The organism is Flexivirga alba, from assembly GCF_042661025.1.
Classification (GTDB): domain Bacteria; phylum Actinomycetota; class Actinomycetes; order Actinomycetales; family Dermatophilaceae; genus Flexivirga; species Flexivirga alba.
In genome coordinates this window covers 2,344,007-2,368,768 of sequence record NZ_JBHSWH010000001.1, presented here as the reverse complement: position 1 = coordinate 2,368,768, position 24,762 = coordinate 2,344,007, and the positions used below count along the sequence as shown (strand labels likewise).

Annotated in this window: 24 protein-coding genes and 2 pseudogenes; 8 read left to right on the top strand and 18 right to left on the bottom strand. The window is 66.7% G+C overall.

The features are described 5' to 3' along the window. The first annotated feature begins 670 nt into the window (after positions 1-670). The gene (locus ACFQDH_RS11685) at positions 671-3,841 is read left to right on the top strand and encodes a BTAD domain-containing putative transcriptional regulator (RefSeq protein ID WP_382401474.1); all 3,171 of its coding nucleotides are present in this window, start codon (positions 671-673) and stop codon (positions 3,839-3,841) included. Between the two features lie 90 nt (positions 3,842-3,931). On the opposite strand, the gene ACFQDH_RS11680 is transcribed toward ACFQDH_RS11685, so the two are convergent. From ACFQDH_RS11680 to ACFQDH_RS11630, 11 genes are all read right to left on the bottom strand, one after another. Further along, the gene (locus ACFQDH_RS11680; protein ID WP_382401472.1) at positions 3,932-4,519 is read right to left on the bottom strand and encodes an ABC transporter permease; all 588 of its coding nucleotides are present in this window, start codon (positions 4,517-4,519) and stop codon (positions 3,932-3,934) included. Next, positions 4,513-4,749 carry a hypothetical protein gene (locus ACFQDH_RS11675; RefSeq protein ID WP_382401470.1) on the bottom strand — a complete coding sequence of 79 codons (237 nt, stop codon included), beginning with the start codon at positions 4,747-4,749 and terminating at the stop codon, positions 4,513-4,515. The genes ACFQDH_RS11680 and ACFQDH_RS11675 overlap by 7 nt, the downstream gene beginning before the upstream one ends. Next, positions 4,746-5,642, bottom strand: a complete 897-nt coding sequence (locus tag ACFQDH_RS11670) for an ATP-binding cassette domain-containing protein (RefSeq protein ID WP_382401468.1) — start codon at positions 5,640-5,642, stop codon at positions 4,746-4,748. The genes ACFQDH_RS11675 and ACFQDH_RS11670 overlap by 4 nt, the downstream gene beginning before the upstream one ends. Beyond that, positions 5,603-5,758, bottom strand: a complete 156-nt coding sequence (locus ACFQDH_RS11665) for a hypothetical protein (protein ID WP_382401466.1) — start codon at positions 5,756-5,758, stop codon at positions 5,603-5,605. Before ACFQDH_RS11665 ends, ACFQDH_RS11670 begins: the two co-directional genes overlap by 40 nt. Positions 5,759-6,055: 297 nt before the next feature. Next, positions 6,056-7,090 carry a ketol-acid reductoisomerase gene (ilvC, locus tag ACFQDH_RS11660; protein ID WP_382401464.1) on the bottom strand — a complete coding sequence of 345 codons (1,035 nt, stop codon included), beginning with the start codon at positions 7,088-7,090 and terminating at the stop codon, positions 6,056-6,058. Positions 7,091-7,149: 59 nt separating this feature from the next. Next, positions 7,150-7,662, bottom strand: a complete 513-nt coding sequence (gene ilvN, locus ACFQDH_RS11655) for an acetolactate synthase small subunit (protein WP_382401462.1) — start codon at positions 7,660-7,662, stop codon at positions 7,150-7,152. Further along, positions 7,662-9,530, bottom strand: coding sequence for an acetolactate synthase large subunit (locus tag ACFQDH_RS11650; protein WP_382401460.1), 1,869 nt, complete (start codon positions 9,528-9,530; stop codon positions 7,662-7,664). Before ACFQDH_RS11650 ends, ilvN begins: the two co-directional genes overlap by 1 nt. 295 nt (positions 9,531-9,825) lie before the next feature. Beyond that, positions 9,826-10,626, bottom strand: coding sequence for an ectoine/hydroxyectoine ABC transporter ATP-binding protein EhuA (gene ehuA, locus ACFQDH_RS11645; protein WP_382404849.1), 801 nt, complete (start codon positions 10,624-10,626; stop codon positions 9,826-9,828). Between the two features lie 28 nt (positions 10,627-10,654). Continuing rightward, positions 10,655-11,353 carry an amino acid ABC transporter permease gene (locus ACFQDH_RS11640; RefSeq protein WP_382401458.1) on the bottom strand — a complete coding sequence of 233 codons (699 nt, stop codon included), beginning with the start codon at positions 11,351-11,353 and terminating at the stop codon, positions 10,655-10,657. Beyond that, the gene (locus ACFQDH_RS11635; protein WP_382401456.1) at positions 11,353-12,090 is read right to left on the bottom strand and encodes an amino acid ABC transporter permease; all 738 of its coding nucleotides are present in this window, start codon (positions 12,088-12,090) and stop codon (positions 11,353-11,355) included. Before ACFQDH_RS11635 ends, ACFQDH_RS11640 begins: the two co-directional genes overlap by 1 nt. Before the next feature lie 27 nt (positions 12,091-12,117). Next, positions 12,118-13,023 (bottom strand): transporter substrate-binding domain-containing protein, encoded by a 906-nt coding sequence (locus ACFQDH_RS11630; RefSeq protein WP_382401454.1) that lies wholly within the window; start codon positions 13,021-13,023, stop codon positions 12,118-12,120. Positions 13,024-13,337: 314 nt separating this feature from the next. On the opposite strand from ACFQDH_RS11630, the gene ACFQDH_RS11625 reads away from it, so the two are divergent. From ACFQDH_RS11625 to ACFQDH_RS11615, 3 genes are read left to right on the top strand one after another with little or no spacing between them, the layout of a single operon-like run. After that, on the top strand, positions 13,338-13,520 hold the full coding sequence (locus ACFQDH_RS11625; RefSeq protein ID WP_382401452.1) for a hypothetical protein: 183 nt from the start codon (positions 13,338-13,340) through the stop codon (positions 13,518-13,520). Further along, complete coding sequence (locus ACFQDH_RS11620; RefSeq protein ID WP_382401450.1) at positions 13,517-13,798, top strand: GNAT family N-acetyltransferase; 282 nt, start codon at positions 13,517-13,519, stop codon at positions 13,796-13,798. The genes ACFQDH_RS11625 and ACFQDH_RS11620 overlap by 4 nt, the downstream gene beginning before the upstream one ends. Before the next feature lie 45 nt (positions 13,799-13,843). Next, complete coding sequence (locus ACFQDH_RS11615; RefSeq protein WP_382401448.1) at positions 13,844-14,617, top strand: SDR family NAD(P)-dependent oxidoreductase; 774 nt, start codon at positions 13,844-13,846, stop codon at positions 14,615-14,617. A gap of 18 nt (positions 14,618-14,635) precedes the next feature. Here the strand turns inward: ACFQDH_RS11615 and ilvD are convergent, their stop codons facing one another. The 7 genes and pseudogenes from ilvD to gatC all read right to left on the bottom strand — a co-directional run bounded on the left by ilvD (position 14,636) and on the right by gatC (position 22,325). After that, the gene (gene ilvD, locus ACFQDH_RS11610) at positions 14,636-16,486 is read right to left on the bottom strand and encodes a dihydroxy-acid dehydratase (RefSeq protein WP_382401446.1); all 1,851 of its coding nucleotides are present in this window, start codon (positions 16,484-16,486) and stop codon (positions 14,636-14,638) included. Positions 16,487-16,532: 46 nt separating this feature from the next. Next, complete coding sequence (locus ACFQDH_RS11605) at positions 16,533-17,057, bottom strand: SixA phosphatase family protein (RefSeq protein ID WP_382401444.1); 525 nt, start codon at positions 17,055-17,057, stop codon at positions 16,533-16,535. Positions 17,058-17,069: 12 nt separating this feature from the next. Further along, complete coding sequence (locus ACFQDH_RS11600) at positions 17,070-17,999, bottom strand: 2-hydroxyacid dehydrogenase (protein ID WP_382401442.1); 930 nt, start codon at positions 17,997-17,999, stop codon at positions 17,070-17,072. A 57-nt stretch (positions 18,000-18,056) separates the two neighbouring features. After that, complete coding sequence (locus ACFQDH_RS11595; protein WP_382401440.1) at positions 18,057-18,647, bottom strand: GNAT family N-acetyltransferase; 591 nt, start codon at positions 18,645-18,647, stop codon at positions 18,057-18,059. A gap of 331 nt (positions 18,648-18,978) precedes the next feature. After that, positions 18,979-20,500: pseudogene (gene gatB, locus ACFQDH_RS11590) on the bottom strand (Asp-tRNA(Asn)/Glu-tRNA(Gln) amidotransferase subunit GatB). Further along, positions 20,500-22,017 (bottom strand): Asp-tRNA(Asn)/Glu-tRNA(Gln) amidotransferase subunit GatA, encoded by a 1,518-nt coding sequence (gatA, locus tag ACFQDH_RS11585; RefSeq protein WP_382401438.1) that lies wholly within the window; start codon positions 22,015-22,017, stop codon positions 20,500-20,502. Before gatA ends, gatB begins: the two are co-directional and overlap by 1 nt. Positions 22,018-22,028: 11 nt before the next feature. Continuing rightward, the gene (gene gatC, locus ACFQDH_RS11580) at positions 22,029-22,325 is read right to left on the bottom strand and encodes an Asp-tRNA(Asn)/Glu-tRNA(Gln) amidotransferase subunit GatC (protein ID WP_382401436.1); all 297 of its coding nucleotides are present in this window, start codon (positions 22,323-22,325) and stop codon (positions 22,029-22,031) included. Positions 22,326-22,473: 148 nt separating this feature from the next. On the opposite strand from gatC, the pseudogene ACFQDH_RS11575 reads away from it, so the two are divergent. The 4 genes and pseudogenes from ACFQDH_RS11575 to ACFQDH_RS11565 form a co-directional block, all read left to right on the top strand. Further along, positions 22,474-22,875 (top strand): annotated as a pseudogene (locus ACFQDH_RS11575) (cytidylate kinase family protein); the annotation flags it as partial. Continuing rightward, the gene (locus tag ACFQDH_RS23915) at positions 22,767-23,144 is read left to right on the top strand and encodes a cytidylate kinase family protein (protein WP_465253893.1); all 378 of its coding nucleotides are present in this window, start codon (positions 22,767-22,769) and stop codon (positions 23,142-23,144) included. The pseudogene ACFQDH_RS11575 and the gene ACFQDH_RS23915, both read left to right, overlap by 109 nt. A gap of 4 nt (positions 23,145-23,148) precedes the next feature. Continuing rightward, entirely contained in the window at positions 23,149-23,919 is a 771-nt protein-coding gene (locus ACFQDH_RS11570) for a class I SAM-dependent methyltransferase (protein WP_382401432.1), read from the top strand. A gap of 277 nt (positions 23,920-24,196) precedes the next feature. After that, the gene (locus ACFQDH_RS11565) at positions 24,197-24,745 is read left to right on the top strand and encodes a YdeI/OmpD-associated family protein (protein ID WP_382401430.1); all 549 of its coding nucleotides are present in this window, start codon (positions 24,197-24,199) and stop codon (positions 24,743-24,745) included. The last annotated feature ends 17 nt before the right edge of the window (positions 24,746-24,762 follow it).

Here is a 24,762-nt window from a genome sequence, read left to right as displayed (position 1 = left end):
CAGGGTAGGGCGACGTCTCGTCATTCGATATTCCAATCTTGTATGTCGGACAGCTCGCACATCGGAATCCGCCACCGCAAAAACCAGGACCCCGGCTGCGTTCACAGCTGGGGCCCTGGCGGGAGAATGCACCGAGCGCTGAACACGATGCGGTGCGCGGGGCTCGTTGCCAGGCAACGGATCCCGCGGTCCAAGTCCGTTCTCGCAACGGGCGCGATCACGGCGACGAACGACGAGGGGACGCCCGCGAAACGACAACCACGGCGAGTGGGCGTTCTGCGGGCCTGCGAGCACTTACGCCCACTCGGCGTGCGAGGAGTTGAAGCAGACGACTAGTCGCGCAGGTCCATGGACTCCTGCAGAGCGCGACGAGCGTCCAGCTGTTCTTCGGTCATGATGCGGTCCTTCACATGAAGCGCGCGGCCACGGTGCTCCCCCGTGTGGAACCAGGCCAGGCGGTATTTCGAAAGATTGGCGAGTTGTCAGCGCAGCGCAGGATCTCCGCGGCGAGGAGCTGACTCAGAACTCGCCGCGGCAGCCAATGAGGATGAGACTCCGCGTCATGTCGCCAAAGGTACGCCGCGGTGTCCGCTTCTCGATACCCGAATCTCATGATGCGGACGTTTCGGGTAGGGCCCACCCGCTGGCCATCGCGCACTAGGCTCACGGGGTGAGTGTCCGGTTGATCGTGCTGCCCGAGATCTCGCTCGACGGCAAGGCGGTCACCAGCACTGCGATCGGTCGACTGGTGCTCTCGTTGGCCGCCGACCTGCGCGCCGGTGTCAGCGCGACCCGGCTGATCGACGAGTTGTGGCCGAGACAGCGACCTGAGCACCCGAGCAAAGCGCTGCAGGTCCTGGTCTCGCGGGCCCGCTCGGCGCTTGGTCACGACCTCATCGCCAGCACGCCGGTCGGCTACCGGCTGACGCTCGATGAGGAAGAAGTGGATGCCACGGCCGTCCGGTTGCGCACCGTCGCCGCCCAGCGCGCCGCGCGCGAAGGTGATCCGGAGGGCGCGCTGCGCCACTCGGAGGCCGGACTCGCCCTGTGGCCGGCCGCGGCGAGCGATCCGGACCCGGACGACCCCGTGCAGCAGTTGCGGCTGGACACTCTGTCGATGCTGACCGTCCTACGCCGCGAACGCGGACTCGCCCTTGGCGCCCTCGGCCGTCATACCGAGGCAAAGGACGTGCTCGCTGCCTGCGCCGAAGGCGCAACGGACGACGAGACGGTGCTGGCCGCGCTCCTTCGGGCGGAGGCGGCCACCGGTTCGCGGTCCGCAGCACTGGATCGCTATGAACGGCACCGGCGTTCGCTGCGCGACCATCTCGGCACCGACCCCGGTCCCGCGCTTCAAGCGGTCCATCGCGAGCTACTGGACAGCGACCGTCCGCAGGTTCGGACCGGAGTCGAGCACGACCCGAATCCCCTGCTCGGCAGGGACCACGACGTCGAAGCCGTCAGTGCGCTGACCGCCTCCTCCCGGGTGACGTCGATCGTCGGACCCGGTGGTTTGGGCAAGACCCGGCTGGCGCACGCCGTGAGCCGCCGGTCGTTGCAGCGGTCGGTGCAGTTCGTCGGCCTGGCCGGGGTCACCGACTCAGCTGACGTGGTCAGCGAGGTCGCTTCGGCCCTCGGGGTCACCGGGGTGAGCACCCGCGCCGGTCGCACCATCGAAGCGCCGACGGACCTGACCACCGGGATAGGGCGCAGCTTGTCGGGCGGGTCCGCTCTGTTGGTGCTGGACAACTGCGAGCACGTCCTGGACGGTGCGGTCACCCTCGTGCGTTCCCTCGTCGCACTGCTGCCCGACCTGCGGATCCTCACCACAACCCGTGCTCCCCTCGGGTTGTCCTCGGAAACCACCTACCCGCTGGCCGAGCTGGAACCCGACACCGCGGTGGAGCTCTTCACCCAGCGCGCCCGCGCGGTGCGACCGGACATCGAGCTGCCCGACGACGTCGTACGCCGCCTGTGCGCTCGCCTCGACGGACTGCCACTCGCTCTCGAACTCGCAGCCGCCCGCACGAACGTCCTGTCGGTGCGCCAGATCGAGCAGCGCCTGAGTGACCGCTTCGCACTGCTCAACCGTGGCGCCAGCGACGCACCGGATCGGCATCGCACCCTGCAGGCGGTCATCGACTGGAGCTGGCAACTGTTGGGCGCCCCGGAGCAGGAGGCGCTCGCCATACTCTCCGTCCTCGCCGACGGTTTCGACCTGGACACGGCCGGCCAAGTCCTCGCGGCCTCCGGAGCGACCGGCGCGGTCGACCCGGTCGACATCGTGGAGCATCTGGTCGACCAATCATTACTGCGCCGAGCGGACCGCGACGGGCGGCCACGTTTCCGGATGTTGGAGACAGTGCGGGAGTTCGGTGCCGAGCAGCTGAAGCGCGCCGGAAACACCGATGTTGCGGTCCGCGCCATGACGAAGTGGGCCGCTGACGCTGCCCGCGAGCACGGACCCGCGCTCTTCGGGACGGAGCCCGACGACGCACTGCATTTCCTGCTCGCGGAGGAGGACAACCTCACCGCAGCCTTGCGTGCCGCGGTCGACAGTGAGGACCCGGTGGGCACGGCCACTGTCTTCGGCGCACTCGGCGCGTTGTGGTCGGTCCAGTCGCGCCACGAGCAGGTCTTCGGCCCGGCCGCTGATGCCATCCGGGTGATCAGCCATTATCGGCCCGACCCGGACGACCTGGAGATCACCCGCCAGGCGCTCGTCCTCGGCGCGGTTAACCTCAACATCGTCGGCAACCCGACCGGGCTACGCGCACTCGTGCTGCTGCAGCGTCTCCCCGACGCGAGCGACGCCGGCATCGTCGAGGCACTCGGACGCCTCATCACGGACAACGACGGCCGGCTCCCCCGCGGCAGCCAGATCCTCGACGCCGAACGCACGCTCGAGCTGGCCGAGTCCGCCGACCCGATGTTGCGGCTGACCGCCATGCTGCTGGCGTCGCACGTGCTGGAGAACGACGGTCGTGTCGGGGAGGCACTGCAGATCGCTCGCCGGGCGGTGCAGCAATCGGCGATGGCTTCGAGTGTCTGGGGATCTCTCGTCAATCAGTCGCGAGTCGCCGAACTCTCTTCATCCGTAGGCGAATACGCGGAAGCTGAGGCAACGGCCGAACGCATCCTGCCGTTGCTGGAGCGCTTCGGCGCCCGGGGCGACATCACCTCGATGCGGTGGATGCTGGCCACGTTGCGCCTGCACCGCGGAGACCTGTCCGGAGCCGCCGAGCAACTGCAGGCCGCAGGTTTCGAAGCTGCTGACGACAACTTCGGTGAAGGCACCACCGGCCTGACCATCCGTGCCGAATTGGAGCTGGCGAGTGGCCACGTCGACGCCGGGCTACGCCGCTACCGCGCCGCGGTGGAACACGCCGAGACCCGATCTCACCTCGCACCGTTCCTCGGCGAGGAGACCACCACGCCGTGGGTGACGATCGCGCGAGCCGGCAGCCTCACCGCGCACGCGGCCCATGGCCGACTCGACGACGTCCCCGGCCTCCCGGCTCTATTGGTTGCCTCCTTGCGCGACGTTGCCATGGACCTCGGCAGCCCCACCACACTGGTGATCCGAGTGGACCTACCGGTCTGCGGCGGCGCGGTGCTCGGGCTGAGTCATGCACTCGCCGCATCCGCCACCACCGACGCCGAAGGTGCCCACGCCGCACGGGGAGTCGCCCTCTCCAATGCGCTCGGCGTGTCACGCACTCCCCGGCCTTATCGCTGCACCGGGCCGAGGAACTCGCCATACAGACCGATGCGCCGGCATACGCCTCCGGTCAGGAGCTGTATGCCGGCGCCAAACGCGACGAGCTGCTCAAGCACCTGAGCAGCTGGCTCGACGGCCTGCCTCAACGCTGGCGGAGCCTGCGCCAATGACGATCAACGAGGACGCGAGGACGAGGAACGAGTCGTCGCGTCAGAGTTGGCGGCGGTAGCCGCGGACCGCGAGCGGGACGAAGATCGCGACGACCGCGCCGCAAGCGAGCAACGCCCAGCCGACCTCGCCGTCGACCGTGCCGTCGTTCGCGAGCGAGCGCAGCGCGGACACGACGTGCGAGACCGGGTTGATCTTGACGAACGTTTGCAGCCAGTCCGGCATGGTCGAGGTGGGCACGTAGGCGTTGGAAAGGAACGTCAGTGGGAAGAGCACCATCATCGAAATGCCCTGCAGGCCCTGGGCCGATTTCATGATCGTGCCGAGGAAGGTGAAGACCCACGACAACGACCAGGCCGCGAAGATCACCAACAGGCCGGCACCGAGGACCCCGATGACCCCGCCACCGGGGCGGTAGCCCATCGCGATGCCGACCCCGAAGGTCAGCGTCGTCGCGATCGTGTAGCGGATCGTGTCGGCCACCGCCGGACCGGCGAGCGGTGCGACGCGAGACATCGGCAGCGACTTGAAGCGGTCGAACACGCCCTTCTCCATGTCCTCCCGCAACGTCACACCGGTCGCCATACAGGTCGTCAGCGCTGTCTGCACGAGGATCCCGGGTATCAGCATCGGCAGGTATTTCGACACTCCCCGGCGACGGCACCGCCGAAGATGTAGCCGAACATCGGTGTGAACAAAAGGGGTTGGAGTGTCACGTCGAAGAATTGCTCAGGGTTGCGCCGCATCTTCTGCAGGGCGCGTCCGGCCATCAGCAGGATCTGCCGCAAGGTCTCCTGCGGGCTGACCCGAGCGTGCAGCTCGGGCAACGCCACATCTCGGGTGGGTGTGAGTGTTGTCATCGGCTGACCTCCAGCTGCTCGATCCGCTCGCTCGTCTTGGCCGGTGCGTCCGGATCGGTTGTCGCCGGTGCCCCAGTCAGGGCCAGGAAGACCTCGTCAAGGGTGGGCTCCTCGACCTTGACCTCCTGAACGCTGATCCCGCCGTGACGCAAGGCGATCAGCGCCTCGGCCGCGTCATCGGCACGCTCCATCGGCACCGTCAGGCGAGCTGCCTCCGGTGTCCGGCTCGCCGGGCGGCCCAGGACCTTGGCCACGGCTCGCGCCGCGGCGTCCATGTCGTCCGGGTCCGCCAGCCGAACCGCCAGTGACGACTGCCCGACCGACGCCCTGAGCTCCCCCGAGGTGCCCTCAGCGACCTTGCGGCCCTTGTCGATCACGGCGATCCGGTCGGCGAGCTGATCGGCCTCGTCCAGGTACTGCGTCGTCAGCAGGATCGTCGAACCCTGCCGAATGAGGTCACGGATCGTGTCCCACATCTGACCGCGCGTGCGCGGATCGAGGCCGGTGGTCGGTTCATCGAGGAAGATCAGCGGCGGGGACGAGATCAGGCTGGCGGCAAGGTCGAGCCGGCGTCGCATACCGCCGGAGAACTTCTCCAGCGTCCGATCGGCGGCGTCGGTGAGCCCGAAGCGGTCGAGCAGGTCACCGGCGGTCTGCCGGGCGCGCTCGCGTGGCTGGCCGTGGATCCTGGCGAAGAGCACGAGATTCTCTCGCGCAGTGAGCTTTTCGTCGACCGACGCGTATTGGCCGGTCAGGCCGATCAGTTGCCGCACCTTGTGCGGTTCCTCGTGGACGTCAACGCCGAAGATCCGTGCCGAGCCGGCGTCGATCCGCAACAGGGTCGCCAGCATGCTCAGCATCGTTGTCTTGCCGGCGCCGTTGGGGCCGAGCACGCCGAAAACTTCCCCGGATGGACCCGCAGGTCGATCCCGTCGACCGCCCGGACATTGCCGAACGTCTTCACGAGGCCGGTCGCCTCGACTGCGAGTTCGTTCTTGGTGGTTGTCATGGGAACACCGTCGCGGGTGCCGGATTCGACCTGGTTTCAGCGCGGTTTCACGCCCGAAACCCAATGCCTGACGGTCTGATTCACCGCTGACGGTCGAATTCGGCCGTCACCGGTGCAATGCGGCCGTCAGACTTCGCGAAACGGCGGGAGGGTTCACCGAAGATGTTCGGTGAACCCTCCCGCCGTGATGAAGAGTCGCTAATGTCCTCGCGCCGCCGTCAGCGGGCAGCCCGATCGCCCGCTTCCGCGCGGCGCTGCGGGCCTCACTCGTCCCTCGCTCGTGTCCTCGCGCCGCTGTCAGCGGGCAGCCGATCCCTCGACGTAGTCCGTGTCGGTGTCGCTGTCCTTCAGCCAGCTCATCAGACCGCGCAGCTTCTTGCCGGTCGCCTCGATCGGGTGCTGGGCACCCTTCTCGCGGAACGCCTTGAACTCCGGTGCGCCGGCGTCCTGGTCGTCGATGAAGCGCTTGGCGAAGGAACCGTCCTGTATGTCGGCCAGCACCGCCTTCATGTTCTCCTTCACGTGCGGGTCGATGACGCGCGGTCCGGAGACGTAGTCGCCGAACTCCGCGGTGTCGGAGATCGACCAGCGCTGCTTGGCGATGCCGCCCTCGATCATCAGGTCGACGATGAGCTTCAGCTCGTGCAGGCACTCGAAGTAGGCGACCTCCGGCTGGTAGCCGGCCTCGGTCAGCACCTCGAAGCCGTATTGCACAAGCTGCGACGCGCCACCACACAGCACGCTCTGCTCACCGAAGAGGTCAGTCTCGGTCTCTTCGGTGAACGTCGTCTTGATGCCGCCGGCGCGCAAGCCGCCGATGCCCTTGGCATAGGACTTGGCCAGATCCCAGGTCGTGCCCGACGCGTCCTGCTCGACGGCGAGCACGACCGGCACGCCGCGTCCGTCGACATACTCGCGGCGCACGATGTGGCCGGGGCCCTTGGGCGCGACCATCAGTACGTCGGCGTCGGCCTTGGGCTTGATGTAGTCGTAGCGGATGTTGAAGCCGTGTCCGAAGACGAGCGCGGCGCCGGGGTTGAGGTTGGGCTCGATCTCCTCGGCATACACGGTGCGCTGCACCTGGTCGGGGGCAAGGATGACGACGACGTCGGCTTCCTTGACCGCGTCGGCGACGGGCAGCACCCGCAGCCCTTCGTTCTCGGCCTTCTCCTTCGACTTCGAGCCGTCACGCAGGCCGATCCGGACATCGGCACCGGAGTCGCGCAGGTTGAGTGCGTGCGCGTGGCCCTGGCTGCCGTAGCCGATGACGGCGACCTTGCGGCCCTGGATCACCGACAGGTCGGCATCGTCGTCATAGAACATTTCGGCCACTGGAGTCTCCTTGGTTGGTATGTGAATTTGGTTGGTACGTAGGTGAATTGGTGCGAGCGCTACGCGCTGCGGCGGCCCCGGTCGGTGATCGACTTGCCACCCCGACCGACTCCGACGAGACCGGATTGCACGATCTCCCGGACGCCATAGGGATCGAGCACGTCGAGCAAAGCGCCCAGCTTGCCGGGCGTCCCGGTCGCCTCGATGACCAGCGCATCCAGGCCGACATCGACCACGTTGCACCGGAACATCTGGGTGATCTGGACGATCTCGGCGCGCGTCGTGGCGTCGCACCGGACCTTGATGAGGACGAGTTCGCGCTGAACAGAGGCAGATTCGTCGAGTTCGACGACCTTGAGCACCTCGATGAGCTTGTTGAGCTGCTTGGTGACCTGCTCCAGCGCGGTCTCGTCGACGTCGACGACGATCGTCATCCGGGAGACCTCGTCGTTCTCGGTCGGTCCCACCGCGAGTGAATCGATGTTGAAGCCACGTCGGGAGATCAACCCCGAGATGCGCGCGAGCACACCGGGTTTGTCCTCCACCAGCACCGACAAAGTATGACGTGCCATCAGCGTGTCCCCTCTGCATCGTCGTCGCGGTCCCACACGGGCGTCATCGCCCGTGCCGTGGTGACCAGGTCATTGCTCACGCCGGCCGGCACCATCGGCCAGACCATCGCGTCGCGTTCCACGACGAAGTCGATGACCACCGGAACGTCGTTGATCTCCAACGCTTTTGCGATCGTCGCGTCGACATCCTCGGTCTTCTCGCAGCGCAGGCCGACGCAACCATAAGCCTCGGCGAGCTTGACGAAGTCAGGGATGCGCGACCCGGCGGCAGAGGTGTGCAGGTCGGTGTTGGAGTAGCGCTCGTTGTAGAAGAGCGTCTGCCACTGACGCACCATGCCGAGGCTGGAGTTGTTGATGATCGCGACCTTGATCGGGATCTTGTTGATCATGCAGGTGGCCAGTTCCTGATTGGTCATCTGGAAGCAGCCGTCCCCGTCGATCGCCCAGACGACCCGGTCGGGTTCGCCGACCTTCGCGCCCATCGCGGCCGGCACCGAGTAACCCATGGTGCCGAGGCCGCCGGAGTTCAGCCAGGAGTTGGGGCGCTCGTAGTGCACGAACTGCGCCGCCCACATCTGGTGCTGGCCGACGCCCGCGGCATACACCGCTTCGGGTCCGGTGAGCGCGCCGATCCGCTCGATGACGTACTGCGGCGGGATCGCCGTCGCATCTTCGGCAGGGCTGTAGCCCAAGGGGTAGGTGTCCGCCCAGCCGCGGGTGCGCTGTTGCCAGGCGGTGAAGTCCGGAGCGTGCCCGGCGTCGCGGTCGGCCCGCAGGGCTGCGGTCAGATCCGTGATGACGGCCTTGGCATCACCGACGATCGGGACGTCCGCGACGCGGTTCTTGGAGATCTCGGCCGGGTCGATGTCGGCGTGAATCACCTTGGCACCGGGCGCGAACGACGGGAGGTGGCCGGTGACGCGGTCGTCGAAACGGGTGCCGATCGCGATCAACAGGTCGGCCTTCTGCAGCACGGTGACGGCGGCGACGGATCCGTGCATGCCGGGCATGCCCAGGTGCAGCGGGTGACTGTCGGGCACGACGCCGCGCGCCATCAACGTGGTGACCAACGGGATCCCGGCCAGGTCGATGAGCTCGCGCAGCTCCTGTGAGGCCCCCGCACGAACGATGCCGCCGCCCAGGTAGAAGACCGGGCGCTTGCTCTCCCGGATCAACTTCGCCGCGGCGCGGATCTGCTTGTGGTGCGGTTGGGTCACGGGCCGGTAGCCGGGCAGCCCGACGTCGGCGGGCCACTCGAAGGTGGTCTTTGCGACCAGCGCGTCCTTGCTGATATCGACCAGCACCGGGCCTGGACGACCGGTCGATGCGATGTGGAACGCCTCCTTGACCGCGGACGCGATGTCAGCGGGGTCGGTGACCAGGTAGCTGTGCTTGGTGATCGGCATCGTGATGCCGCGGATGTCGGCTTCCTGGAAGGCGTCCGTACCAATGGTCTTGGAGCTGACCTGGCCGGTGATCGCGACCATCGGGACCGAGTCCATGTAGGCGTCGGCGATGGCCGTGACCAGGTTGGTCGCGCCGGGGCCGCTCGTCGCCATACAGACACCGACGCGGCCGGTCGCCGACGCGTAACCCTCGGCCGCGTGCCCGGCGCCCTGCTCGTGGCGGACCAGGATGTGACGCAGCTTGGTCGAGTCCAGCAGCGGGTCGTAGACCGGCAGGACCGCGCCGCCCGGCAGGCCGAAGACGACCTCTACGCCAGCAGCTTCGAGCGAGAGCACCAGGCTCTGCGCACCTGTCACGTCTTGTGCCGCCGGCTGCTTCTTGGCAGCCGGCACCACCTCTGCCGGAGTCGGGATCTGACCAGTCACCTTGCTGTCCTTACGTTTCGGAGCACGCTCGCGCATAAAAAAACCCTCATCCCGGAGATCGGGCAGTGAGGGTCAGCGCGCGAGCCGAACGAATCAGCTTGCGCGCCTTGGAAGTACGAGAATTCGTGCCACCGCTCCAGTGTCGTGCGACCCCGGACGACCGTCAACATTCTGAGATAGCGATCTCAGCATACGGACGTGACCTGAACCACCACCGCCCCGAGGAAACAACCTCGGGGCGCCTGGGACGGGTGTCGCGATCGCGGGTATGACGATGCTGAGCAGGTGAGCCTGCGAACCTGCTCAGCATCGAGGAGTGCCCGCAAAAGGATTACAGGATCGCTTGGAGGAATTTCTTGGTGCGTTCGTGCTGCGGGTCGGAGAACATCGCATCGGGCTCGGCCTCTTCGATGATGTGACCCGCGTCGAACATCATCACGCGGTGCGAGACGTCCCGGGCGAACTGCATCTCGTGGGTCACCAGCAGCATGGTGATGTCGGTGGTGTCCGCGATGTCACGCAGCACGCCGAGCACGTCTCCGACGAGCTCGGGGTCGAGCGCAGAGGTGACCTCGTCGAGGAGCAGGATCTCTGGCTCCATGGCCAGCGCACGGGCGATCGCCACCCGCTGCTGCTGACCACCGGACAACCGCGTCGGGTGCTCCTCGGCCTTGTCGCCCAGCCCGACCTGGTCGAGCAGCCGGTTGGCCTTCTCCCGTGCCTCGTCCTTGGACTGGCCGAGGACATGGATCGGCGCCTCGGTGACATTCTCGATCACCGACATGTTCGGGAAGAGGTTGAACTGCTGGAAGACCATGCCGATCCGCTTGCGGATGGCGGAGACTTCCTTGGTCTTCATGGCGACCCGCTTGCCGGTGTCGTTCTTCTTGTGGGTCAGCGGGTCGCCGTCGACGTAGATGTATCCGCCGGACAGTTCCTCCAGCGTCATCAGCAGCCGCAGGATGGTGGTCTTGCCCGAGCCACTTGGCCCGATCAGCGTGACCCGCTCGCCCTTGGCGACGTTGAAGTTGAGTTCGTTCAGGACGATGTTCTTCCCGAACTGCTTCGAGACGTCCTCGAAGACGATGCGCGGCGTGCCGGCACCATTCTGGACAGCAGCCCGCTTTGCCAGGTCGGGCGCACCCGAACTGGTCGTCTTGTCAGTAGGCAAGCTTCTTCTCCAATCGGCGCATGAGGATGGCGGTCGGGTAACTCGCCACCAGGAAGATCAGGCCGGCGATGGTGAAGGCCTCGGTGTAGCTGAAGTTCTCGCCACCGATGCGTCGGGCCTCGGACACCATCTCGGCAAGGCTGATCGCGAGCAGGTAGGGCGTGTCCTTGAACATCGCGATCGCCCAGTTGCCCAGTGACGGCAGCGTGGCGCGCAGTGCTTGCGGCACGATCACCGCCCGCCAGGTCCGCTTCGTCGGCAGCGACAACGCGGTCGCCGCCTCCCATTGCCCCTTCGGCAACGACTCGATGCCCGCACGGTAGGACTCGGCCATGTAGGTCGAGTAGTGCACCGCGAAGACCACGATGCCGACGATCATCAACCGATGCCGCAACTGGTCCGGACCGTTGAGATGCGCCAGCCAGCCCCGAGGGGTGACGATTCCGTAGGTCACGATCAGCAGTTGCAGCGGCAGGGGCGTCATACGTATGACGCCCAGCAGCCACCCGAGCAGTCTGCTGAGCACGACGGGTAGTTCACGCAGCGCGATCGCCCAGACCAGCCCGAGGATCGCCGACAGGATCGAGGCAGCCACGGTGACGACGAGCGTCACCTGCAGGAAGGCCTTGAGCAGATCGGGGAACGCCTGGTGGGCGATGCTCCAGTCCCAGGTCACTGACGCGTGCATCACGCCACCGCCTCTGCCGTCGCGCGAGTGGTTCTGGACTTGGACGGTCGGATGCCCAGCCGCCGCTGTGCGCGCACTTCGAGCCGGCGCAACACGGCCGAGAAAGCGAGCGCCGCGAAGTAATAGATGACGAACGCGATCCCATAGACGGTCCACATGTCGGCACCGCCCTTGCGCAGCTCATCACTGACATAGGTCAGGTCATACAGGCCGATGAAGTAGGCGATCGCGGTCCCCTTGACCAGCATGACCATCAGGTTGTTGAGGCCGGGCAGCATGAGAGCCCAGGCCTGTGGCCAGATGATTCGACGGATCTTGGTGATCCACGGCATGGAGAGCGCAGTCGTGGTCTCCCACTGTCCGGGCGGCACGGCATTCAGTGAACCGCGGACAACCTCGGAGCCGTAGGCGCCGTAATTGAGACCGAGCGCGACGATGCCGAAGAGCAACAGGTGCGATCCCCAGCCGAACGCCACCGGCGTCACATAGGCGAGGAAGAACAGCTGCACCACCAGGGAGGTCCCGCGGAAGAACTCCACAATGACCCGCGAGATGCCGCGCAGCACAGCGAACCGGGAGATCGAGGCCAGCCCGAGCAGCACGGCGACGACGAAGGCGAGCGCGCCACCGAACACCGAGAGCTCGAGGGTGACGCGCAGACCGTCCAACAGGTTGTGCCAGTTGTCCTGCAGGGTGCTGACGACGCCGGACGGAGCAATGGATGACAGATCAGGCACGGTCAGCGCCCTTCGATCGTCCGATCACTACTTCGCGTCCGGCAGCTTGCCGGAGCACAAGTAGGCGGTGTCGGTGGTCTTGCCCTGGGGACGCTCGGCCTCGGTGAAGCCGTACTTACCGACCACAGCGTTGAACTGCTTCGGGTCGTCGATGATCTTCTTGAGTTCCTTGTTGTATGCCGCAAGCAAGGACTTGTCGCTCTTGCGGAAGACCGCGGCGCCGGCACCGATTTGCAGCTTGCCGCCGACCGAAGCGGTGAAGGCCTTGGTGACCTCGACCTTGCCTTCGGCCTTCTGCGTCTTGACCAGAGTGCGTAGCGAGATCGCGGTCAGCGCAAACACATCGGCCTGGCCGTTCTCGACCGCCTGCAGGCCCTCCTCCGGGGAGCCGACGGTCTGGGTCTGGATGCCCATCGTCTTGGCGTAGCCCTGCTCGATGGCGCCGTTCTCGGTGACCAGGTTGACCTTCTTGGTCTTCAGGTCCTGCATCGTGTGCAGATTCTTCGGGTTGCCCTTGGGCACCAGGAGCGCTGTCTCGTAAGTGATCTCGGGGTAGCTGAAGGCTGCCTTCTTGCAGCGGTCCGGCAGGATCGACATACCGGCGCTGACCTCGTCGTACTGTCCGGAGTTGAGGCCGGGGATCAGTGCGTCCCACTCGACCTTCTTGGCCTCGACCGTGTTGATGCCCAGCTTCTTGTACACCGCTTTGTCCAGCGCGATCGTCGCGCCATCCGGCTTCCCGTCCTTGCCGATGAAGCTGTAGGGGTTCTCCCCGTTGATGCCGACGACGACCTTGCCGGCCTTCTTCAGTGAGGACACCGTGGTGCCGCTGCCACCGGAGCCGCCGCTGGAACCACCGCAGCCGGAAAGGGCGAGCGCGCCCGCTGTCAGCACAGCAGCAGCGGCGGTTGCACGTCGTGTACGCAGTCTCATGTTTCTGGGGCCTTTCGACACACGGGGAGCCACGCCGAACGCACCTCCGGAGAATCGGACCTCTGGAGGCTATGTCGCCGTTCGGCACATCTCAATCACAGGTTTTGGGGGCGGTCATGGTCAGTCAAGGACGGTCAAACTCCTCTCAAAGCACCGCTGACCAGCGACGACGACAGATTGTCGACATGTCGACGATACTCGCACTGCCCGGGTTTGCACTGGAAGTCTTCGTTATCACTTTGAGACATTCGGGGCCGGTATTGCCCAGATTTGTGTCATTCGTCACAGCAGCCACACCCGTTAAGGTGCCGAGCATGCGCGTACGACCGATCACCGATGACGAACTGCCGGGCTACATCGAGACGTCCATGCGGGCGTACGCCGAGGACAAGCACACGAACGGCGGAGTCCCGCTCGACGAGGCCTTCCGACAGGCCGAGCAGGAGACTGCACAGCTCTTTCCCCGTGGCCGGCTCTCCCCGGCCACGAGGTGTTGATCGCCATCGACGATGCCGGCAGCAGCGTGGGTCGCTTGTGGATGGCGCCGCGTGCCGACAGCAAGGACGTCGCGTTCATCTGGGCAATCGACGTGGAGCCGAGCGAGCGCGGCAAGGGCTACGGTCGTGCGCTCATGCAGGAAGCCGCGAAATGGTCCCGTGACAACGGTTTTCGCGCTCTTGCGCTGCACGTCTTCGGCGGCAACGACGTCGCGATCAACCTCTATGAGTCGCTCGGCTTCGTCACCACCGACCGGATGATGAAGCTCGAACTCTGACCCGAAAGCCGACCCACCGTCGCACCCTCGTCATACCGTCTAGCCATGGTTGACCGAACTCGTCGAGCGCTGATCACCGCGAGCACCTCCGGCATCGGGTATGCCGTGGCCCAGGACCTGCTGCACCGCGGGATGACCGTCACCGTGCACGGGCGCACTCGCGAATCCGCAGCAGCTGCAGCGGAATCACTCGATGGCGACGTCGAGACGCTGCACGGTGATGTCTCGCGGCCCGATGAGGTCCGGGCCTTGGCGACCCAGGTCGGCACCGGTGACTTCGACATTCTGGTCCACTGCGCCGGCCCGTACGCCGAGCACACGTATGACACTGCAACGCCTGCAGATTGGGAGTCGGCCTACCAGACCAATGTCGTGTCGGCGATCCAATTCGCGACCGCGGCGTTGGCCCCGATGCGTGAGCGCGGCTTCGGTCGGGTGGTCTTCATCGGCACGCGGGCGACCCGGACGCCGATCCCTACGATGATCGAATACTCCGCCGCAAAGGCCGCGCTCGCCAACGCGACGATCAGCCTCGCTCGCACCGCCGTCGCCCCGGGAGTGACCGTCAACATGGTCAGCCCGGGCGTCATACTCACACCGGCGATGCGGCAACTGTTCATGAGCCGACCGGACGCCGCTGGTCGCAGCTGGGAGGAGATCGAGGCAGCGCTCGTGGCGGATTACGCGCCGAACCCGCAAGGCCGACTCGGCCGCGCCCAAGAGATCGCGGCACTCACCGGATTCTTGGTCAGCGACGAGGCCGGGTACATCAACGGCGCTGATATTCCTGTCGACGGGGGCATCACCGGCACCCACTGAGAAGCCGCGCAGCGACGGTCAGCTACCCGGCAGCTCGCGCACGGCGCCACGATCGGCCGAGGTCGCCATGGCGGCATACGCCCACAGCGCCTTGCTGACGACCCGCTCACGACTCTTGGGCTGCCACGGCTGGTCGGCGGCCTGCATCTCCTCGCGACGACGCTGCAACTCCGCGTCGTCGACCTGCAGAGACAGGATCCGCTTGGGAACGTCGATCAGGATCATGTCACCGTCGCGCGCCAAGCCGATCGCGCCACCGGCCGCGGCCTCCGGTGAGACGTGCCCGATGCACAACCCACTGGATCCGCCCGAGAAGCGACCATCGGTGACCAGGGCGCACTTCTTGCCCATGCCGGTCCCCTTCATGAACGCGGTCGGGTGCAGCATCTCCTGCATGCCGGGGCCGCCGGCCGGGCCTTCGTAGCGCACCACGAGGACCTCACCAGGCTGGATGATCTTGTTGAGGATGACGTTGACCGCGTCCTCCTGCGACTCGACGACTCGCGCGGGACCCTGGAAGTGCCAGAGGTCCTCATCGACGCCCGCCGTCTTGATGACGGCGCCGTCGACCGCGAGATTGCCGCGCAGGATGGCCAGGCCACCTTCGGTCGTGTAGGCGTGCTCCTTGTCGTGGATGCAGCCGTTCTCGGCGTCGGTGTCCAGCTCGGACCAGACGTTCTCGGTCGAGAAGGGTTCGACGGTGCGCACGCCGCCGGGCGCCGCGTGGAAGAGCTCCAGTGCCTCGTCGGTGGCCTTACCGGAGCGGATGTCCCAGTCGTCCAGCCACTGTTCGAACGACGGCGAATGCACTGTGCTGACGTCGGTTTCGAGCAGGCCCGCACGACGCAATTCACCGAGGATGGCCGGTATGCCGCCCGCGCGGTGGACGTCCTCCATGTGGAAGAACGAGTTCGGCGCGACCTTGGCCAGGCAGGGCACCCGACGACTGATCTCGTCGATCATGGCCAGGTCGAAGTCCTTGACCTCACCTTCCTGAGCCGCGGCGAGGATGTGCAGCACGGTGTTGGTGGACCCGCCCATCGCGACATCCAGTGCCATCGCGTTGCGGAAAGCCGCCGACGTCGCGATGTTGCGCGGCAACACCGAGTGGTCGTCGTCGTGGTAGTAGCGCTTGGCCAGGTCGACCACGACCGAGCCGGCGCGCTCGAACAGGCTGCGCCGGAACGCATGCGTCGCCAGCGTCGAGCCGTTGCCCGGCAACGCGAGGCCGAGTGCCTCGGTCAGGCAGTTCATCGAGTTGGCGGTGAACATCCCCGAGCAACTGCCGCAGGTGGGGCAGGCGGAGTTCTCGATCGCGGCCAGCGCGTCCTCATCGACATTTTCATCGGCCGAAGCGGAGATCGAGGTGATCAGGTCCGACGACGGGTGGACCACACCGTTGACCGAGACCGTCTTGCCGGCCTCCATCGGGCCACCGGACACGAACACGGTCGGGATGTTGAGTCGCATCGCGGCGTTCAGCATGCCCGGCGTGATCTTGTCGCAGTTGGAGATGCACACCAGCGCGTCGGCGGTATGTGCGTTGACCATGTATTCGACCGAGTCCGCGATGATCTCGCGGCTGGGCAGCGAGTAGAGCATGCCGCCGTGGCCCATCGCGATGCCGTCGTCGACCGCGATGGTGTGGAATTCACGCGCCACCCCGCCGGCCGCACGCACTCCCTCGGCGACGATCTCGCCCATGTTCTTCAGGTGCACGTGACCGGGCACGAACTGGGTGTATGAATTCGCAATCGCGACGATCGGCTTGCCGAAATCGCTGTCGGTCATGCCGGTTGCACGCCAGAGCGAGCGAGCGCCCGATGCTGCACGACCGACCGTGGTTGTCCGAGACCTCAGTTCTGGCATGGCCCCAGACTACGACTCCTGTCCACGGATTGGGACAGGAGTCCCATTACTCGGACGCGCGTGCTGTGTGCACCGAAACCAGCCGCCCCGTGCCCGGCCCGAGCTTCTTCCAGGGGACGCTGATCTCCAGGACCGCCGCCGTGCAGGTCGGCCAGTCGTCTTCGAACGACGGCCCCTCCGGGTCGGCCTCGACACCCTCCGTCAACGTGGCCGCAAGACCGGGTATGCCGGGGGCGTGCCCCACGAGCGCGATCGAGTGCGACGGGGGACCTTCGTCCTCGATGACTCCGAGAAGTCGCTCGACGGAGGCGTTGTAGATGCGCTGGTCGTTCGCGACGAGCGCCCCGAGGCCGCTGCTCGCGACGATGTCCGCCCACGTCTCGCGGGTGCGAACGGCCGTCGAACACAAGACGAGGTCGGGGCGCAGCCGCTGCTCCTTGAACCATTCGCCGAGCACCTTCGCATCGGCATGTCCACGGTCCGTGAGCGGCCGGTCATGGTCGGTCCCGGTGCCGGGATCGGCCGCCTTGGCGTGCCGGACGAGAATCAGCTGACGGATGGCTGAGGTCATGCCCCAAGCATTTCATCTCGACCCGGTGGCGACGACGTTCCGCAACGGCGCGCCCGCGGCGAACTGTGCGAGCTCCTCGCGCAGCAGCCGCAGCGCCCTCGGCTCGAACGCAGTTGACGCCCCTCCGACGTGCGGCGTGATGAGCACGCCGTCGGTGTGCCACAAGGGATGCGCGGGTGGCAACGGTTCGGGATCGGTCACGTCCAGGGCAGCTCGCACCTGTCCCGCAGCGCATGCCTCGACGAGGGCATCGGTGTCGACGATGCCGCCACGAGCGACATTGACCAGCAGCGAGTTTCGCGGCATACGGGCCAGGAAATCCGCATCGACCAAGTGATGAGTGGCTTCAGTAAGCGGGAGGATGAGGAAGACGACATCGTGCTCCGGCAACAGCGCGGGCAACTCGTTGATGCCGTGGACCTGCTCGACCAGGTCGTCCCCCGCGCGTGCCTTGGACGCCACGGCCGTGACCGAAACCTCCATCGCCAGCAGGCGTTTCGCGATCGCGACACCGATCGAGCCATACCCGATGATCAGCGCGTGCCGGTCGGCGAGCGACGGCATACCGGCCAGCCGCAACCACTCGCCATCGCCTTGTGCACGCACCGCCTGCGGTATGCCGCGCTGCGCGGCGATCGCCAGCCCCACCGCGAGCTCCGCGGTCGACGTGTCGTGAATGCCCCGCCCGTTGGCGAGTTCGACGCCGGCCGGCAGGTAGGGCACCGCGTGCTCGAATCCGGCCGTCACCAGCTGCACCGCACGCAACTGCGGCAGCTCCGCCAGCCGAGCCAGCCGCTTCGGATTGCTCATGTATGGCGGCACGACCACCGCGATGTCGCCACGCGGCGGAGCATCCGTCATGTCCCACAGCACCGGCTCGAGGCCCTCGACATCCGCGAGCGCAGCAACCCAGTTTTCCTCCGGCAGCGACACGATCACCATGTGCTGAACCTAATCGGGGCCCGGCGATCGCAGCGACGGCGGGTCAGCCGACCGGCCTCATGCAGGGTCGACGGTCTTCACCATGACGCAGTTCTTCAGCCCTTTGGGTCGGTCGTAGGTGAAGCCGAGCCGCTCGTAGAGACCGCGGGTGCCGTTGTAGAGGAACGACGAGGACATCTTCTTGGTCTGGCCGGTCAGGTCGTGCGGATAGCTCTCCACCCGCCCGCCGCCGGCCTGCGCGATGAGGTCGAGTGCACCGGTGATCGCCAGCTCCGTCATGCCCTGCCGCCGGTGGCGCTTGTCGACGAAGACGCAGGTGATCCGGTAGTCGGGGTCGGCAGTCTTGGTGGCGTCATACTGCTTGCGGTGGTGCAGGGTGGGCAGCTCGCCGGGGGTGCCGTACTCAGCCCACGCGATCGCCTCGTCGCCGTCCATCACCAGCGCTGCATGCGCCTCGCCCCGCTCGACATACGCCTTCTTCAGCGCCCGGTTGGCCTCTGCGCCTTGACCCCTCTCGGGCCCGTCCGGGTGGAACCAGATGCACCAGCAGCCCCCGAAGATGCCGTTGTGTCGCTGCACCATCGCATCGAACGCAGGCCAGGTCTCCGGGCTGAGCGGCGCGATCGTGTATGACGACTCGATAGCCATGCCAAATCACGCTACGCCGATAACGCCGCCCTCGTGCCGAGACGAAGGTGACCTCCGAGCCCAACTCGTCCGAACACTGACGACCACGGGACCAGTCACCAAGGCGACGCACGAGGGCGTCGGCTGCGTCGTCGGCCCTGGCCTATGCAGCGAAGTGGAGCGCTAGCGGAACGAAGCGGAGTGAGTCAGGGACGGCGGCGTAGCCGGCGCCATACCAAGGTGACCAGGGCACTCGAAAGTTCAACAGTGCCAAGGGGTTTCGATACGGCCTCCGCTAGCGCTCCGGCCTACTCAACCACCTTAGACGGCCTCCGCTAGCGCTCCGGCCTACTCAACCACCTTGGTTGGTCAGCTTGGCGAGGATCAGCTCGCGGGCCTTGGCTGCGTCGGCCTGGCCCTTGAGCTCCTTCATCACCTGACCGATGAGCGCGCCGGCGGCATTGAGTTTGCCCTCGCGAACCTTGGCGGCGATCGGCTCGTTGGCGGCGATGACCTTGTCGACCGCGGCTTCGAGAGCACCGTCGTCCTGGACCAGCTCCAGCCCGCGGGCGTCCGCGACCGCGGTGGGCGAACCCTCACCGTCGATGACGCCTTCGAGGACCTGGCGGGCCATCGAGTCGTTCAGGCGGCCGCTCTTGACCAGGCCGTCGAGCTCGGCGACATACGCGGGGGTGACGTTGAACTCGTCGACCGACTTCTCCTCGGCGTTGGCGCGTCGGGCGAGCTCACCGGTCCACCACTTGCGGGCGCCGGGAGCGGTCGCGCCGGCCGCGACGCTGGCTTCGATCAGGTCGAGCGCACCGGCGTTGATGACGTCGCGCATCTCCAGATCGCTGTAACCCCAGTCGGATTGCAGCCTGTTGCGGCGCTGCACGGGGGTTCGGGGAGTGTGCCCCGCAACTCCTCGACCAACTCAGCTGCCGGAGCCACCGGCACCAGGTCGGGCTCCGGGAAGTAGCGGTAGTCGTCGGCGTCCGACTTCGGGCGGCCCGCGGTGGTGACGCCGGTGTCCTCGTGCCAGTGCCGGGTCTCCTGGGTGATCGACCCGCCATCGTTCAGGATCGCGGCCTGTCGGCTGATCTCATAACGGACGGCCCGCTCGATGGAGCGCAGCGAGTTGACGTTCTTGGTCTCGGTGCGGGTGCCGAGCTTTTCGGTGCCGATCGGGCGTAGCGACAGGTTGGCGTCGCAGCGGACCGAGCCCTGCTCCATCTTCACGTCGCTGATGCCGAGCGCCTTGACGAGGTCGCGCAGCGTGGCGACATACGCCTTGGCGATCTCCGGCGCGCGCTCCCCGCGCCCTCGATCGGCTTGGTGACGATCTCGATGAGGGGTATGCCGGCCCGGTTGAAGTCGACGAGGGAGTATTCGGCACCCTGGATGCGTCCGGTCGCGCCGCCGACGTGCAGCGACTTTCCGGTGTCCTCCTCCATGTGGGCGCGCTCGATCTCCACACGGAACGTCTCGGTGCCCTTGCCGGAAGCGGCCGGGATCTCGACGTCGAGGTAACCCTCGAAACAGATCGGCTCGTCATACTGGCTGGTCTGGAAGTTCTTCGGCATGTCCGGATAGAAGTAGTTCTTCCGGGCGAACCGGCACCAGGACGCGATGCTGCAATTGAGTGCCAGGCCGAGGCGGACCGCGGACTCGACGGCTTTGCCGTTGACGACCGGCAGGGCACCCGGCAGACCGAGGCAGACCGGGCAGACCTGGGAGTTCGGCTCGGCGCCGAATCCGGTGGCGCACCCGCAGAACATCTTGGTCGCGGTGTTGAGCTCGACGTGCACCTCGAAACCCATCACCGGGTCGTATGTCGCGAGTGCCTCGTCGTAGTCGACGACTGCGTCAGTCATCAGTTGCCCGCCTTTGCTGTCAGTGCCGGGGCTTGAGCCAGGATCGGGGCGCCCCACTTCTCGTGCAGCGCCGCCTCGAGGGCCGCGGCCACGCGATAGAGCCGGTCGTCCTTGGTGGCCGGCGCGAGGATCTGGAAACCGCTGGGCAGTCCGTCCTCGGCCGCGAGACCGTTGGGGATCGAAATGCCAGGAACGCCAGCGAGGTTCGCCGGGATGGTGGCGACGTCATTGAGATACATGGCCATCGGGTCGTCGAGCTTCTCGCCGAGTTTGAACGCCGTGGTCGGCGCGGTTGGCGTCACCAGCACGTCGACCTTCTCGTATGCCGCTGCGAAGTCGCGGGCGATCAGGGTGCGAACCTTCTGCGCCGTGCCGTAATAGGCGTCGTAATAACCGGACGACAGTGCGTAGGTGCCCAGGATGACGCGACGCTTGACCTCGTCACCGAAACCGGCCTCTCGCGTGGCGGCCATGACCTGCTCGGCACTCGGGCTGTCGACGCCCTCGGGGCCGACCCGCAGGCCGTAACGCATCGCGTCGAAGCGCGCCAGGTTGGAGCTGGCCTCGCTCGGCATGATCAGGTAGTAGGCAGCCAGGCCTTTCTCGAAACTGGGGCACTCCACCTCCACGACCTCGGCGCCGCGATCGACGAGCAGCTGCACCGACTCCTCGAAGAGCTGCTTGACGCCCGGTTGGAAACCTTCGCCCGAAATGCCTTTGATGACACCGATTTTCATGCCCGACACGTCAGCCTGACGCGCGGCTTCGACCACCGGCGGCACCGGCGCGTCGATGGATGTGGAGTCCATGACGTCGTGTCCGCCGATGACCTCGTGCAGCAACGCGGCGTCGAGCACCGAGCGGGTGCACGGTCCGGCCTGGTCCAGGGAGCTGGCCAGCGCGATGAGGCCGTAGCGGGACACCCCGCCATACGTCGGCTTGGTGCCGACCGTGCCGGTGACCGACGCGGGCTGGCGGATGGAACCGCCGGTGTCGGTGCCGATCGCCAGCGGCGCTTCGAAGGCGGCGACGGCCGCCGACGAGCCACCGCCGGACCCGCCCGGCGTGCGGTCGAGATCCCACGGGTTGTGCGTCGGGCCGTATGCCGAGTGCTCGGTCGAGCTGCCCATGGCGAACTCGTCCATGTTGGTCTTGCCGAGGATCGGCATACCGGCCTCGCGCAACTTGGTGACGATGGTGGCGTCATACGGGGGAATCCAGCCCTGCAGCATCTTGCTGCCGGCCGTGGTCTCCAGACCCTTGGTGGCCACGATGTCCTTGACCGCGATCGGCACGCCGGCGAGCGGGCCGAGCTTCTCCCCGGCGGCGCGTGCCTCGTCGACGGCCTTCGCCGTCGCGAGCGCTCCCTCGGCGTCGACCTGCAGGAAGGCGTGAATGTCGCCGTCGACCGCGGCGATGCGGTCGAGGTGCGCCTGGGTGACCTCCACCGATGTGGTGGCACCGCTGGCGAGCGCGTCGGCGATTTCGGCAGCCGTGAGCCGGGTGTAGTCAGTCATCGTCTCGACTCTCAGTCCTCGTCCAGGATGCGCGGCACGGCGAATCGCTCGGCCTGCGCGTGCGGTGCAGCGGCGAGCGCCTGCTCGGGTGTCAGGCTCGGCCGGACCTCGTCCGCCCGCGTGACGTTCTCCAACGGCAGCGGGTGCGACATCGGCGGGATGTCATCGGTGGCGATCTCGCCGACAGTGGCCACGAACCCGACGATCTGGTCCAACTGGCCAGCAAGCCGATCGAGCTCGGCATCGGTGAGTTGTATGCGGGCGAGCATGGCGACGTGGGCTACCTCGTCGCGGGACAGGTCAGACATGGCAATCAGTCTATTTCGCGCCACTCGGCACATTTCCTCCGGCTTGCCTTCGATGCCGGATACGTTCAGGCACCACACTGGAGACACGCAGTGATACAACTTGATAGCAGAACGAAGTATCCGTGAAGTCGACGCCGAGGAGGCGCTCATGCCAGGCATCACCATTTCGTCCGCTTACGGCGCGGGAGGTGGAGTCGTCGCTCCCCGCGTCGCCGAGCGACTCGGCTTCGCGATGCTGGATCGGGCGATCAGCGCTCGGGTCGCCGGGGAGCTGCAGATCTCACTCGAGGAAGCGCAGGAGGGCGAGCGGAAGCTCAGCTTCGCCGACCGCTTCTTCCGCAACCTGGCCCCGCTGGCCGACACGATCAGTGGGGGCGCTGCCATCGCGGCCGCCGATGGTGCGGCGGCTGAGGAATTCCGGACCGAAGCGAACAAGATCATGTGCGAGTCGCTGACCGACGGCGCCGTCATCCTCGGCCGCGGCGGGGCCGCGGCACTGCAGGACCGCACCGACGTGCTGCGGATCCGGCTCTACGGGAGTCCCGAGGAGCGGGTCAAGGCGGCGGTGAGGTTCGGCGTGGCGGGGGCGCGGATGCGGCGGAGGAGGATCTGCCGAATGTCGACGCGGCCCGCGCGAAGTACGTGCAGCACCTCTATGGCCGGGACATCGACGACCCGACGCTCTATCACCTGCAACTCAACACGCCGCTGCTCGAACTCGACCAGTGCGTCACCATGATCGTCGACGTCTACCGGGCGTTCGCTGCCGACGGAAGCAGTTCGGCCGACGCACCGACCTACGCCCCAGACGCGGACTGAGCGGGTGGCGACGGACGAGCAGCTTCACCTCAATCGGTCCCGTGCAGAGTCATTCGGGGCGGTTGCAGCGGAGTATGACGAACACCGTCCGACATACCCCGATGCTCTGATCCGGCAGGTGCTGGACGCACCGACTACTGGGAGGCAGCCCGCCGAAGTGCTCGACGTGGGTGCCGGCTCCGGCATCGCGGCTCGACAGTTGCGTGATGGCGGTGCGAAAGTGCTTGCCGTCGAACCGGATTCGGACATGGCGTCAGTCGCGGCCGCGAGCGATTTGTCGGTCGAGGTGGCGAACTTCGAGGAGTGGGATCCGACCGGGCGGCACTTCGACCTGGTGACCTTCGCGCAATCGTTCCACTGGGTCGACCCCGAGACCGCGGCGCGCAAGGCCTGGGACGTGCTTCGTCCCGGTGGCGCACTGGCGCTCTACTGGAATCGCTTCACCGAGCTCGACCCGCCGCGTGACCGCGTCACTGAGGTCGACGAGCGGCACCTCGCCGCAGTGCCCAGTGCCCGGCCGTCCGAGCATCGCGAGGGTTCGGTTGACGGTCTCCTGCAGGGGATCGGATTCACCGTCGAGAGTCGTACCTTTCCCGAGGAACGACGCATGACCAGCGACGCGTGGCTCGACCTGATCTTCACGTACTCGAGGTATCTGGTGCTAGACGAGACCACTCGTGCTGAGGTTCGCGCCGAACTTGCTGCGCTGGTCGGCCCGGACGGTGTCCGCATCGAGAACGACGCGCTCCTGGTGCTGGCCCGCAAGCCTGCCTGAGCCGACGGCTTCCCGGCCTGCAGATGGTGCGGGCGGCACCGCGCACGATCTGCCGGACGGGCGTGGTGTCGGTCGGGTTGCGGATCCCCGGTCCTGCGGATGGTGCGGTATGGCGCACGTCCTGCTGGTCGCAACGGAGTTTCGTGCCGTCTCGTGATTCCGGGCCTGCAGAGAGTGCGGGCGGCCTCGCGCACGATCTGCCGGCCGGAATGGATCCCGCTGCCGGTCGAACGGATCCCGCAGGCGGTCCCTGGCCTCCCGCACTAGCCTTGCCCGCATGGCGACCAAGGCTGAACCCACGACCGTCGAATGCACCGCGCACACCGAACTCATCGCCGATCGGATGATCGTCCGACTCCCCGATGACGCGAGTGCGGCGCTCCCCTCGCGTGGTCAGATCGCGGCGACGGTGACTGTGGATGGCGCGCCATACCCGACGGTGATCGAGCCCGACGGTCGGCGCGGGCACTGGATCCCGATCGACGACGGCTTGCGTAGCGAGCTCGACCTCGCAGGCGGCGCCACCGTGGAGCTGGAGATCGAGCCGACCAAGGAGTGGCCGGAACCCGATGTCCCGGAAGACTTTTCGGCTGCGCTCGCCGACGCGAGCGATCTGACCGAGACGTGGCAGGACATCACGCCGATGGCGCGCTGGGAATGGGTCCGTTGGATCAACGCAACGAAGAATCCGGTGACCCGCGACCGCCGCGTCGAGGTCGGCGTGTCCAAGCTGCGATCCGGCAAGCGCCGCCCGTGTTGCTTCGACCTGTCGTCATGCACCGACCCGGAGGTGGCCAAGAGCGGCAAGCTCGTCGAACCCGAGTAGGCCGCGGGTCCGACACG

What these genes read in the sequence shown, in the direction of transcription:
- ACFQDH_RS11675 (WP_382401470.1), bottom strand. Translation starts at nt 4,749, where the DNA reads ATGACAACACTCACACCCACCCGAGATGTGGCGTTGCCCGAGCTGCAC.
- ACFQDH_RS11600 (WP_382401442.1), bottom strand. Translation starts at nt 17,999, where the DNA reads ATGGTGATCGTGTCGCTGCCGGAGGAAAACTGGGTTGCTGCGCTCGCG.
- ACFQDH_RS11650 (WP_382401460.1), bottom strand. Translation starts at nt 9,530, where the DNA reads ATGCGCGAGCGTGCTCCGAAACGTAAGGACAGCAAGGTGACTGGTCAG.
- ACFQDH_RS11680 (WP_382401472.1), bottom strand. Translation starts at nt 4,519, where the DNA reads ATGCTGATACCCGGGATCCTCGTGCAGACAGCGCTGACGACCTGTATG.
- ACFQDH_RS11615 (WP_382401448.1), top strand. Translation starts at nt 13,844, where the DNA reads ATGGTTGACCGAACTCGTCGAGCGCTGATCACCGCGAGCACCTCCGGC.
- ACFQDH_RS11640 (WP_382401458.1), bottom strand. Translation starts at nt 11,353, where the DNA reads ATGCACGCGTCAGTGACCTGGGACTGGAGCATCGCCCACCAGGCGTTC.
- ilvN (WP_382401462.1), bottom strand. Translation starts at nt 7,662, where the DNA reads ATGGCACGTCATACTTTGTCGGTGCTGGTGGAGGACAAACCCGGTGTG.
- gatC (WP_382401436.1), bottom strand. Translation starts at nt 22,325, where the DNA reads ATGTCTGACCTGTCCCGCGACGAGGTAGCCCACGTCGCCATGCTCGCC.
- ACFQDH_RS11565 (WP_382401430.1), top strand. Translation starts at nt 24,197, where the DNA reads ATGGCGACCAAGGCTGAACCCACGACCGTCGAATGCACCGCGCACACC.
- ACFQDH_RS11625 (WP_382401452.1), top strand. Translation starts at nt 13,338, where the DNA reads ATGCGCGTACGACCGATCACCGATGACGAACTGCCGGGCTACATCGAG.
- ACFQDH_RS11595 (WP_382401440.1), bottom strand. Translation starts at nt 18,647, where the DNA reads ATGGCTATCGAGTCGTCATACACGATCGCGCCGCTCAGCCCGGAGACC.
- ACFQDH_RS11630 (WP_382401454.1), bottom strand. Translation starts at nt 13,023, where the DNA reads ATGAGACTGCGTACACGACGTGCAACCGCCGCTGCTGCTGTGCTGACA.
- ACFQDH_RS11665 (WP_382401466.1), bottom strand. Translation starts at nt 5,758, where the DNA reads ATGACAACCACCAAGAACGAACTCGCAGTCGAGGCGACCGGCCTCGTG.
- gatA (WP_382401438.1), bottom strand. Translation starts at nt 22,017, where the DNA reads ATGACTGACTACACCCGGCTCACGGCTGCCGAAATCGCCGACGCGCTC.
- ilvD (WP_382401446.1), bottom strand. Translation starts at nt 16,486, where the DNA reads ATGCCAGAACTGAGGTCTCGGACAACCACGGTCGGTCGTGCAGCATCG.
- ACFQDH_RS11605 (WP_382401444.1), bottom strand. Translation starts at nt 17,057, where the DNA reads ATGACCTCAGCCATCCGTCAGCTGATTCTCGTCCGGCACGCCAAGGCG.